This is a genomic window from Planktotalea frisia, from assembly GCF_001890925.1.
GTDB classification, from domain to species: Bacteria; Pseudomonadota; Alphaproteobacteria; order Rhodobacterales; family Rhodobacteraceae; genus Planktotalea; species Planktotalea frisia.
The window spans coordinates 1-11,451 of record NZ_MLCB01000106.1; the positions used below are offsets into that span (position 1 = coordinate 1).

Annotated in this window: 10 protein-coding genes; 5 read left to right on the forward strand and 5 right to left on the reverse strand. The window is 53.1% G+C overall.

Translation table 11 applies throughout. The features are described 5' to 3' along the window. Positions 1 to 361 precede the first annotated feature (361 nt). Both PFRI_RS07175 and PFRI_RS07180 read left to right on the forward strand, forming a co-directional pair. Entirely contained in the window at positions 362 to 1,246 is an 885-nt protein-coding gene (locus PFRI_RS07175) for a bifunctional 5,10-methylenetetrahydrofolate dehydrogenase/5,10-methenyltetrahydrofolate cyclohydrolase (protein WP_072630024.1), read from the forward strand. Positions 1,247 to 1,262: 16 nt separating this feature from the next. After that, positions 1,263 to 2,243: a GlxA family transcriptional regulator gene (locus PFRI_RS07180; protein WP_072630025.1), complete on the forward strand. Its 981-nt coding sequence runs from the start codon at positions 1,263 to 1,265 to the stop codon at positions 2,241 to 2,243. Here PFRI_RS07180 and PFRI_RS07185 read toward each other — a convergent pair. Next, complete coding sequence (locus tag PFRI_RS07185) at positions 2,232 to 3,077, reverse strand: DMT family transporter (protein ID WP_072630026.1); 846 nt, start codon at positions 3,075 to 3,077, stop codon at positions 2,232 to 2,234. The genes PFRI_RS07180 and PFRI_RS07185 overlap by 12 nt on opposite strands. Before the next feature lie 277 nt (positions 3,078 to 3,354). On the opposite strand from PFRI_RS07185, the gene PFRI_RS07195 reads away from it, so the two are divergent. The 3 genes from PFRI_RS07195 to PFRI_RS07205 are packed head-to-tail and all read left to right on the forward strand — an operon-like array spanning position 3,355 to position 6,534. Beyond that, positions 3,355 to 5,724 carry a trimethylamine N-oxide demethylase gene (locus PFRI_RS07195; protein WP_072630028.1) on the forward strand — a complete coding sequence of 790 codons (2,370 nt, stop codon included), beginning with the start codon at positions 3,355 to 3,357 and terminating at the stop codon, positions 5,722 to 5,724. Beyond that, positions 5,721 to 6,098 carry a hypothetical protein gene (locus PFRI_RS07200; RefSeq protein ID WP_072630029.1) on the forward strand — a complete coding sequence of 126 codons (378 nt, stop codon included), beginning with the start codon at positions 5,721 to 5,723 and terminating at the stop codon, positions 6,096 to 6,098. The genes PFRI_RS07195 and PFRI_RS07200 overlap by 4 nt, the downstream gene beginning before the upstream one ends. Then, positions 6,085 to 6,534 (forward strand): hypothetical protein, encoded by a 450-nt coding sequence (locus PFRI_RS07205; protein ID WP_139292104.1) that lies wholly within the window; start codon positions 6,085 to 6,087, stop codon positions 6,532 to 6,534. Before PFRI_RS07200 ends, PFRI_RS07205 begins: the two co-directional genes overlap by 14 nt. 7 nt (positions 6,535 to 6,541) lie before the next feature. Here PFRI_RS07205 and PFRI_RS07210 read toward each other — a convergent pair whose 3' ends face one another. The 4 genes from PFRI_RS07210 to PFRI_RS07225 all read right to left on the reverse strand — a co-directional run bounded on the left by PFRI_RS07210 (position 6,542) and on the right by PFRI_RS07225 (position 11,444). Beyond that, positions 6,542 to 7,138: a dimethylsulfonioproprionate lyase family protein gene (locus tag PFRI_RS07210; RefSeq protein ID WP_072630031.1), complete on the reverse strand. Its 597-nt coding sequence runs from the start codon at positions 7,136 to 7,138 to the stop codon at positions 6,542 to 6,544. Positions 7,139 to 7,286: 148 nt separating this feature from the next. Further along, the gene (locus tag PFRI_RS07215) at positions 7,287 to 8,621 is read right to left on the reverse strand and encodes a trimethylamine monooxygenase (RefSeq protein ID WP_072630032.1); all 1,335 of its coding nucleotides are present in this window, start codon (positions 8,619 to 8,621) and stop codon (positions 7,287 to 7,289) included. A gap of 63 nt (positions 8,622 to 8,684) precedes the next feature. Beyond that, complete coding sequence (gene glnT, locus PFRI_RS07220; RefSeq protein ID WP_072630062.1) at positions 8,685 to 10,019, reverse strand: type III glutamate--ammonia ligase; 1,335 nt, start codon at positions 10,017 to 10,019, stop codon at positions 8,685 to 8,687. Positions 10,020 to 10,097: 78 nt separating this feature from the next. Beyond that, positions 10,098 to 11,444 (reverse strand): FMN-binding glutamate synthase family protein, encoded by a 1,347-nt coding sequence (locus PFRI_RS07225; protein WP_072630033.1) that lies wholly within the window; start codon positions 11,442 to 11,444, stop codon positions 10,098 to 10,100. Positions 11,445 to 11,451: the final 7 nt, after the last annotated feature.

Below are 11,451 nucleotides of genomic sequence, written 5' to 3' on the forward strand. Positions count from 1 at the left end.
CCCGATTACATCTTAGCTGAGCCACAAACCTGTCCGAATTAGTAGGACCACTTCAAACAGCGCTTTGTCTGACGAGAGGAAACGATACAAGAACCGTTCATATGCAACTGATCGTCACAAAAGGAAGCTAGAATAGTTAAACAGAAATTGAGAATGCCAATCGCCTGATTGCAAAAAGTGCTTGCTCGTACTTCTGTCCAATGGAGCCCAATCGCAACTTCATCCCAAAGAACCTTTTTAATGACAATCAAAGCTGTAAGCAGACAAAATGTAGTGATCAATATATTCCTGATAAGAATATTTGTTGCATTAAAGGCAAAAACATGACCCTCTCTCGCTTAGCAAATACGAGAGTCGCACTATGACACAAACCCTTCCTGATCACCGCCTTATAGACGGGCGCAATGTTGCGCGCAGAATCTTAGCCGAGTGCAAAGACTACACCGATGAGCAAAACAATCTCGGTCGTCTTGTCTCTATTTGCATCGGTGATGTGCCGGAAACCGAAGTTTACGTGCGCAACCAAGCGCGCGGGGCAGAGCGAGCTGGTTTACCGTTTGAGCAAGTGAATTGGGACGCCAACATCACTCAAGATGAAGCGAAGCAGATCATTCAACAGATGAACGATGATGCGTCTATTCTTGGTGTGATCATCCAACGTCCGGCCCCTGCGCATATCAACATTCGCTCATTACAATCGGCGGTTCACCCTTTGAAAGATGTCGAGGGGATGAACCCGGCATCAATCGGCAACATCGTTTATTCTGATGTCGCCCTTGCGCCTTGTACGGCGGCGGCAAGTGTCGAGTTGATCAAAGAAACAGGTCTCAACCTCGAAGGGCTTGAGGTCGTGATGATCGGTCATTCCGAGATCGTCGGCAAACCAGCCGCAATGATGCTGATGGCCGAAGGGGCGACAGTAACAGTATGCCATCATCTTACGCGCTCAGTTGCTATGCACTCGCGTCGTGCGGATGTTGTCGTTGTTGCAGTTGGGATCGCGGGCTTTCTTGGGCCAGACATGATCAAACCCGGCGCAGCGGTGATTGATATTGGAATTAACCAAATTACGGATGAGGACGGCAATTTCAAAATCGTAGGCGACGTGCAAACCCAAGCAGTGACAGAAGTCGCTGGCTGGATTACACCGGTGCCCGGCGGCGTAGGACCTGTGACAGTTGCGATTTTGATCCGCAACGCGATTGTCGCGCACAAACGTCAAGTCGCTGCTGGCTGGATCTCATAGAAAGCGCGTAACGAATATGCCCCTCACCGCTTCAAAACCACATGCGCCTGATGATGACGCGACACTGCTTTTGGCGGTGGAGATATATGTGGGGCGCGGGTTTTGCGAATTTGAAACCTCTGCAATTGCACAAGTTTTAAACTGCGCCAACAATATGCTTGGCGAAGAGGCTTTTAGCTGGCGATACATCTCTGAAACACCTGGTCTTTTGTCAGGCAAATGTGGGATGATCGTGCGTGCAGAACCTGTGGTGCAAGACCACGAGCTTGGCGATGCATTGTTTGTCGTTGGTGGGCGCAGCGGACGAGACGCTGATTGGCTGTCCCGTATGCATCAGATGCGACGCTTGGCGCGACCTGTTGCACTGCTTTCTGAAGCCGCAACGGCCTACATTAAGCGCACGAAATCTCCCATCGGCAGTGTTACAACACATTGGCACGACGCACTTTCTCTCAAAGAAGCAGGACATTACCCGAAGCTCACCAACGCATTAACGGAAATTTCATCAGGCGTGCTGACCGCTGCTGGTAGCGGCGCAACAATGGAATTGGTGATCGCACATATCGCGCCTCATCTAAGCACTGCGGATCTAGCTGAACTCGGTAATCGTTTGATGCTGAGCGTGGTGCGCTCGCCGCAATCTGAACAACCTAACGATATCACAATGCTGCCAGCTCTCTCTGATCAGCGTCTCAAACGTGCCGTCGAAATCATGGAAAGCTCGCTCGATCTGCCGTTCAACGTGTACGAATTGGCGCAAGAGGTGAGCGTATCGACGCGCCACCTTGAGCGCATGTTTAAAGAGGTGTTCAACCAAACACCAGCGCGGTTTTACAAACAGCTACGTACCAAGAAAGCGCGCGCTCTGATTGAAGAAACCCAACTTTCTATGATTGAAATTTCTGTTGCAACAGGTTTCGGGTCAAGCAGTTCGCTGAATGAAGCGATCAAGAAGCAATACGGACTTAGCCCCAAAAAGATGCGCCTAAAGCGCTAGATAACCGATCCCTGCAAAGGCAATCAAACACCCGAGCCATTGCACAGTGCTCAGACGTTCCTTCAAAAATATCCAAGCAAAGACAATCGTCAACAGACCAAACATCGAGCTGGCTACCGCCGCATATTGCGCGTCAGGCAAATGGCCTGCAGAGTTGATCATCAACAACGCAATACCATCCGCCACCCCCATCAGGCTGAGGACAGGCAAGGCCGCGCGACCTGGCCAAACAGGAAGTTTCAAAGTAAGAATGCCGATCAAAAGCAATGCAATCGCGACCAGACGCGTGACCAGCGTCACGGGCAATTCGCCTGCTTGTGCACTGGCCATCTGTCCCAATGCAAAGGTCCCCGCAAAGCCGACAGAGGCGAGAATAGAATAGGCAATCGTCTTGCCCATTGGTGGCACGTCCCCGTCGCTGTCATCAGATAACGCTGCCACCAACGAAACACCCAAAATGATCAAAACAACTGCGCCCAATTGCAGCGCAGAGATACTCACGCCGTTCCAAGCCGCCCAAGCGATAGACAAGATCGGATAACTTGCAATGATGGGTGAGACCAACTTGACAGGGCCACGTTGAAACGCTCCGTACAAGCCAAGACTAGCGGCGAGAAAGAACACACCTGACAGTGTCGAAATCCCAAGCACAGAAGCCTTTGGAAAGAGTGCGCTTTGCTGCACGCCCATGACGCCGAGATGAAACACTGTTCCAATCACAAGCACAGTCAAGAGCGATGCCATGAGCGGTGTTTTCTGGCTGACAAAACGCACGCAAACGTCATGGAAGCCCCACATGACCGCGGCGATCAACCCGAGCGTGAGCGCGCTCATTTATCGGACCGTATGAACGGAATCATAAAGACGAGGTACGCAATCAAAAAGAAGACGCTGCCGAATATTGCCCAAAAGCTGCCAATGCTTGCAATGCAAAACCCGACCGCTGAAATCACGAACAATATCCAACCGATGAAGTTTATCTGATGGTTACTCACTGTTTTGCTCCGATTTCATTTGCCGACTCTTTCATTTTGATATTATTCTCACGATTAAACAAATATTCCACAGATGCAAATTTCCAAAGCGTTGGGACTGCGGGATCGGAGACAAGATGCTTGATAACTACCCATTGGTGCGACCCGGCCCACCTAAGCCGAGCGTTATTATTGAACCACGGGTATTTTCCCTACCCGCCGGGACAGAACGCTATGTTGTTGAGGGTGCAGGCGCAATCCTTGTTCCCGTACATGCGGGCGATACGTTTACAATCACCAACGATGAAGGCGGTCAGCCTTGCGAAATTGTTGTGACAGATAAGGCTGGCAAGCTCTCGCCTGAGATTCTTGGCCATGCCAGCAGCGCGTCTGCGGATGGGTTGAAAGCGCTTCTTACCAGCTCTGATCAGTCTTTACGCGGGTTGCGCATGGGCCTTGATGCGCGCGGGATCGATTTGGCGCAAACAGGCGCGATCGGTTTGTTCGGGGCTGAAACCCCTGCGGGCACCTGCGAGAGCTTTTCCGTCGCATCAGAGGGCACATTGATCGTCGCAGCACCTGGCACGCCGATGGATTTTGAGACGCAGAACACGTCAACACCGCTAACGGTGATGCTGACGCGCGCGAAGCTGCAACAGAATGTCAGGTTTGCGTTGCCAACCCCTCTAGCCGACCCGATTGCTGATATACGCGTGCACACGCAAACCGCCGAGGCGTTCTTTGTCAAAGCCGGTGATTACATCCAGATCATCGACGTGGACGGGCGACAGTGTTCGGATTTCGAATGCTTCTCGGCCCGCAAGCTCGACAAAGGGATCGAACACGCGCTTGACGTCACAACCACGCGCACTTTGATGGGCCACGCTTATCCGATGCCCGGCTTGCACGCCAAATACTACGATCAGGAAATGGTCCCATTGGTCGAAGTCGTGCAAGACACCTGCGGGCGCCACGACGCTTTCGCGCTGGCGTGCTCTGCAAAATACTATGACGACATCGGCTATCCGGGCCACATCAACTGCTCTGACAACTTCAACAGAGCCTTAAGCGAATACAACATCGCAGGTCGCAAAGGCTGGATGGCGATCAACTTCTTCTTCAACACAGGCCTTGATGATCACGGCGTGATGTATGCAGATGAGCCATGGTCGCGCCCTGGTGATTACGTTCTGCTGCGCGCGCTGACGGATATCGTCTGTGTCAGCTCCGCCTGCCCCGATGACACCACTGCCGCGAACGGATGGAACCCTAGCGATATCCACGTGCGCACATACTCTGGCAAAGAGACGTTCCAACGCTCTGTCGCTTATCGCCCCACTCCAGATGCGGAATACAAGATGACCAAACAGACCGGATTTCACGATCAATTCGCCAAGCACACGCGCAATTTCATCGAATACAACGGCTATTGGCTGGCCAATTGTTACGCCGCCGCTGGCCCGATTGAGGAATACCATGCCTGCCGTCAGAAGTGCGTGATCATGGATCTCTCACCTCTGCGTAAGTTCGAGATCACTGGACCTGACGCAGAAGCGCTCTGCCAATATGTCTTCACGCGCAATATGAAGACCCTCGCTATCGGAGGCGTGGTTTATACGGCGATGTGTTATGAACACGGTGGTATGATCGACGACGGTACAGTGTTCCGTTTGGGCAAAGATAACTTCCGTTGGATTGGTGGCAATGATTACGGTGGTGAATGGATCCGCGAACAGGCTGAAAAGCTGGGCCTCAAAGTCATGGTCCGTTCCTCAACCGATCAATTGCACAACGTGGCCGTTCAAGGCCCCGAAAGCCGTGATTTGTTGAAGAAAATCGTCTGGACTGCGCCCCATAACCCCGAGTTTGAACAGTTGGAATGGTTCCGCTTTACCCCTGCCCGTCTCAATGATGAAAGCGGTACTCCTTTTGTCGTCTCCCGCACGGGCTACACGGGCGAGCTTGGCTACGAAGTCATGTGCCACCCCAAAGATTGCGCCGAAATCTGGCAAGCGATTTGGGATGCAGGACAAGAGCACGGCATCAAACCTATGGGCCTAGAAGCGCTGGATATGGTGCGCATCGAAGCGGGTTTGATCTTTGCGGATTACGACTTTTCCGATCAGACCGACCCCTTTGAAGCTGGCATTGGCTTTACCGTTCCGCTCAAGTCCAAGACGGATGATTTCATCGGTCGCGACGCTTTGATCCGTCGCAAGGAAACCCCTGCACGCAAGCTCGTCGGCCTTGAAATTGATAGCAATGTGGACGTTGAGCATGGCGATTGCATCCATGTTGGCCGCGCGCAGATTGGTGAAATCACTTCTTCGATGCGCTCGCCACTGTTGGGCAAGAACATCGCCATGGCCCGTGTAGATGTTGCGCATTCTGCTGTCGGTACAGCCTTGGAAGTTGGCAAGCTCGACGGCCATCAAAAGCGCTTGCCTGCGGTTATCACCGGTGCAACAGCCGCCTATGATCCGAAAAAGGAACGTCCCCGCTCATGATCCGCGTCCTCGCAGCTAGCGCGTTGCTCTTCCTTGCCAGCAGCGCCCACGCGCAATCGGTCAAACTCACCGCGGCGCAAATCAGCGACTTGCTTACGGGCAACACAGCCGTGGGCAAATGGGACGGCGCGCGCTATCGTCAGTTTTTTGGTGCAGATGGCGTAACGATTTACGCGCAAGAGGGCGCACGTTCTGCGCGCGGCGAATGGCGCATTGACCAAACACGCGACGAATATCAGAGCATTTGGCCACGGGACGACGCCTGGGAGGGCTGGTATGTCATGGAATATGCAGGGGCTTATTATTGGGTCAGCAAAGCCACGCCGCCCACCCCTTTTCGTGTAGAGCAAGGCGAGCAACTTGTTGCGAACTAGCCTCATGCTGAGTGCTTTGGCACTCGCCCTGCCCGCGCAGGCAGAGACCTGCAATGCTTTGCAAGCGCAACTGAGCTCACGCGAGAATATCAAAACCTATCTTCAGCAAGAGACGGCGAGAGATGTGATTTGCGCGATTGCACTGATGGCGGATGGTCAGGAAAGTTCCTATTGCTATGCGATTTTCGACTACCGCACGACGGACGCGCGTGACGCGTTCAATCTGCTGAACACAAACCTGTCCAACTGCTTCACCGCCAAATCGCAAAAGGGCGCAGGCGGGCTCGTCAATCATCCTGATAGCTTTGATCAAAACCAGTTTTGTGCCCCGAACGCTCATCTGAGCCTGTCGCTGAAGGACAAAGGAAATCTCAATCAAACGCTGGTTTTTCTGCGTCTTGATGGGACGTCTGCCCCAGACTCAGCCTGCCAATAATGAGCGGTTAGCCTTCGGTTTCAGACCAAACCGGTGCCACATCAAAATCATCTCGCCAGACCACATAAGTCAAAACAGGGTGGTCATGGCTTGTCAAAGCATGAGGGGTTCCCGAGGGGTGAAATGCCGCTTCCCCCGCTTGCAAAATGCGCGAGGGCTGTCCGCGCATATGGAACTCCGCTTCACCTGCGATCACTACATAGATCTCATCCGCAGGATGATGGTGCCACGGATAATGCAAGTGTGGTGGATGATAGACCAGAAAACTGCGCATGCATTGGCTGGCAAAAGGCGCGTCACGTCCGATAATCTCATAGCACCCGAAACGCGTCATGAAGTCGGCACCGATGTCGCTATCTTTATAAGTCTCGCGCCAGATCATGTCAGGCGCCATCGCAATCAACGCATCGCGAAGCTGCGGATCGTTTGAACGCTGCAAGCCCTTTTCTTGTTGAAGCAAGTCAGACGCTGGAACATGAAACGGTGTAATGTCTTGCCCCACGACGTCGCTCGGAAATCGGCAAAATGCACGGACTTCCGGGTGCGTTTCATGCAGGATTTTGATCCGCTCCAAGGCGATATCGAGGTGGCTTGGCTCTGTCATAAGAGAGGCTCCGGAGGTTGTTCCTGTCCTAGCCTTGCCTCAAAAAGCCGTGAAATCATGCAAATCCGCGTCAAAGAGTCTGCGCGATATGTCGCTAATAGTTTGCAAGATCAGCGGATGGGGACAAACTCCCCATCCCCCGTTATGGCTAGTTCTGCAGATACACTTCTAAACTATCATCAAGCGCATCTTTCCAAGGCGTGTGGTGGATCGGTGCCATCGTTCCTGTGATCACCGACTTGTAGGCGTTGTTGCGGAAAGTCATGATGTCTTTTTTCTTGTGACCTTTCCACTCTTTGAACGCTTGGCACGCGCCCTCCACGTCAAAGTCGGGATAGTCCGTATCCGCGATCAATTCCTTGATGTAATCGCCTTGATACCAGATCGCGTCATAATCATCTTCACCAGCGTCTTCGCGCGCGATGCGGTCAGCAACATCCGCCTCCATCGCCGCTTTGTCAGGCATTGCAATCCGTCCCATAATCACGTCGCGCACATACCACGCCTGTGCGTCGAACATGTTGAACGTAAACCATTGATCCTGCATCCCAAGGTAAAAGAGGTCCGGCTCAGGCACGAAGGACACACCTTTATAAAGGTCAGAACTCGCCAAGCGGTTCGCGGTTTGAAGACGCAGATCGTCAGGCATGTAAGGAAAGTGATGCTTGTAGCCTGTGCAAAGAATTACGGCATCGACATCTTTCGTAGTGCCATCTTTGAAATGTGCCGTGTTGCCCTCAACCTTTGTGAGCAGCGGGACCTCTTGCCAATTTCCCGGCCAATCATAGCCCATTGGAGCTGTGCGGTGGCTGACTGTGATCGTCTTTGCACCGTATTTCCAAAGTTGCGAACCGATGTCCTCTGCTGAATAAGATGTGCCGACAATCAAGATATCCTTGCCTGCAAATTCCATCGCGTCGCGGAAATCATGGGCGTGCAAGGTTCGGCCCTTGAAGCTCTCAAACCCATCAAATTGCGGTACATTCGGCGTACTGAAATGGCCAGACGCGACGATCACATGATCAAAGCTCTCGGTATATGTGCGATCATTTGGTAGATCACAAACAGTCACATCAAATCCCGCATCGGTCTTTTGAACCCAGCGCACAGCGGTCTCAAAACGGATCTGATCACGCACACCGGCTTTCTTCACGCGACCTTCGATATAGTCGAACAAAACAGCGCGCGGCGGATAAGAGGCGATTTGCTTGCCGAAATGCTCTTCAAAGGAATAATCCGCAAACTCCAAACCCTCTTTTGGACCATTCGACCACAAGTATCGATACATAGAACCGTGTACAGGCTCGCCATATTGATCCAACCCCGTGCGCCATGTGTAATTCCAAAGACCGCCCCAGTTTGATTGCTTTTCAAAGCAAACGATCTCTGGAACCTCGGCTCCTTTTTCAGCGGCAGATTGAAAGGCACGCAGTTGTGCAAGACCCGATGGACCCGCGCCAATGATTGCAACTCTTTTGGTCATTTGTGTCTCCATTATTTGTAGCAAATCGCCCGTAAGGTGCGTGGTTTCCCACGCACCTCGCTTTTAAATATCCAGCGTGTTGTCTTTTTCCCAACCAGAGAAATACGACACGAATGAATCCCACTCTTGCATCTTCATCTTGAGATAGCTGCGCGAGAATTCTTCGCCCATCGCCGCCTTCAAACCTTCATCTTTGTCATACTCGCGCATCGCATCGAGCATGTTCAAAGGCAGCTTTGGCGCATCTGTGATCTTGTGGCCTTCTGCATACATATCAATGTCATGACGTTTGCCAGGATCCGCTTTGGAACGCACCCCAGACAGACCCGCCGCGATGATCACGGCTTGAAGCAGATACGGGTTCACCGCACCGTCTGGCAAACGCAGCTCGAAACGACCCGGGCCAGGAACGCGCACCATATGTGTGCGGTTGTTGCCTGTCCAAGTCACCGTATTCGGTGCCCAAGTCGCACCAGACATCGTGCGCGGCGCGTTGATGCGTTTGTAGCTGTTCACTGTCGGGTTGGTGATCGCGGCCAGTGCGGATGCGTGCTTCATAATACCACCAAGGAAGTGACGACCTTTTTCAGACAAACCCAGCTCTGCGGTTTGGCTGGAATCATTTGCCTCCATCGCGAAGACGTTGGTCTTGGACGCTTTACCCGGCGCATCCCAAACAGAAACATGCGCATGACACCCGTTGCCTGTCAGGCCTTCAATAGGCTTGGGCATAAATGTCGCGCGGTAACCGTGCTTTTCGGCGACGCATTTGGTCATAAACTTGAAGAAACTGTGCTTATCTGCGGTCTTTAGTGCATCATCAAAGTCCCAATTCATTTCCCACTGTCCGTTCGCGTCCTCGTGGTCGTTCTGATAGGCACCCCATTCCATTTCCAACATGTAGTCAGAGATTTCACGGATCACGTCCAAACGACGCATAAACGCTTGCTGATCGTAGCAAGGCTTCGCCGCTGTATCAAAGCTGTCGCTGATCTGATCGCCTTCAGGGGTCAGCAGGAAAAACTCTGCTTCGATCCCTGTCTTGACGTGCATGCCTTCTTCGGCAGCCTCGGCAATTAGTTTGCGCAGCACATTGCGCGGGGCTTGCTCGACGGGCTCACCTTCCATGACGCAATCGGCTGGAACCCAAGCGATTTCTTTGTTCCACGGCAGGATGATCACCGCATCAGGATCAGGCACAGCAAGCATATCAGGGTGCGCAGGTGTGAGATCGAGCCATGTGGCAAAGCCCGCAAACCCAGCCCCGTCTTCCTGCATATCCGCAATCGCGCGCGCGGGAACCAGCTTGGCGCGCTGACCGCCGAACAGGTCGGTGAAAGAAATCATGAAGTATTTTACGCCGTTCTCTTGCGCGAATTTTGCCAGATCAACTGTCATTGTTTTTGTCCCTGTCGTCTTATATTTTGTATTGAAAAAGGCGCGTGCCACATGCTGGCCGCGCCTTTGTTTATGTCTCTAGTAACCAGTGCCGGGCTTGCCGGGATACCAATCCGTGCCGCAAAGCGGAACTTTGGCCATCGCTGCCGCTTCCATCGTCAAAGCAACCAGATCTTCTGGCTCAAGGTTGTGCAGATGGTTCTTGCCGCAAGCACGCGCGATTGTTTGCGCCTCAAGCGTCATTACCTTGAGGTAGTTGCGCAAACGGCGACCACCCTCGATCGGGTCGAAACGCTTCATCAACTCTGGATCCTGCGTAGTGATGCCTGCGGGGTCTTGGCCCTCGTGCCAGTCATCATAAGCCCCTGCCGTCGTGCCAAGCGCGTTGTATTCTGCTTCGTATTTTGGATCATTGTCACCCAAAGCAATCAACGCGGCCGTACCGATCGCAACCGCATCCGCGCCAAGCGCCATCGCCTTGGCCACATCCGCGCCAGAACGGATCCCGCCCGACAGAATCAACTGAACCTTGCGGTGCATCCCGAGGTCCTGAAGCGCTTGAACCGCAGGGCGAATGATCGCCAGCGTTGGCTGGCCTACGTGTTCAATGAACACGTCTTGCGTCGCCGCTGTACCGCCCTGCATACCGTCCAGCACGATTGCATCCGCACCAGCTTTCACAGCCAAAGTGACGTCGTAATAAGGACGTGCACCCGCGACTTTCACATAAATTGGCACTTTCCAGCCGGTGATCTCACGCAGCTCCAAAACTTTGATCTCCAGATCATCTGGCCCCGTCCAATCAGGGTGACGACACGCAGAGCGCTGGTCGATCCCTTTAGGAAGGTTACGCATATGCGCCACACGATCAGAGATTTTCTGACCCAAGAGCATTCCACCACCACCGGGTTTCGCGCCTTGGCCAACCACGATTTCAATCGCATCCGCTTTGCGCAGATCATTGGGGTTCATGCCGTAACGCGATGGAAGATACTGATAGACCAGCTTGTCAGAATGCCCGCGCTCTTCGGGCGTCATGCCACCATCGCCCGTTGTCGTGGAGGTGCCCGCCATAGACGCGCCGCGCCCCAACGCTTCTTTCGCGGGACCAGACAACGCACCAAAGGACATGCCTGCGATGGTCACAGGGATATCAAGCTCGATCGGATTGGAGGCGTGCAAGCCACCAATCGTAACGGATGTTTCGCACTTCTCGCGGTAGCCTTCCAAAGGATATCTCGAAATAGAAGCGCCCATGAAGAGTAGATCATCAAAGCTGGGCACTTTACGCTTCGCACCACCGCCGCGAATGTCATAGATACCCGTCGCAGCCGCGCGGCGGATGTCAGAGTTGATGTCTTGTGTGAAGGTCGCAGACTGCCGGGGCGATGTGTGCGGAATACCTTTTGCGTCGTGTGTTTTCATTTTTGGT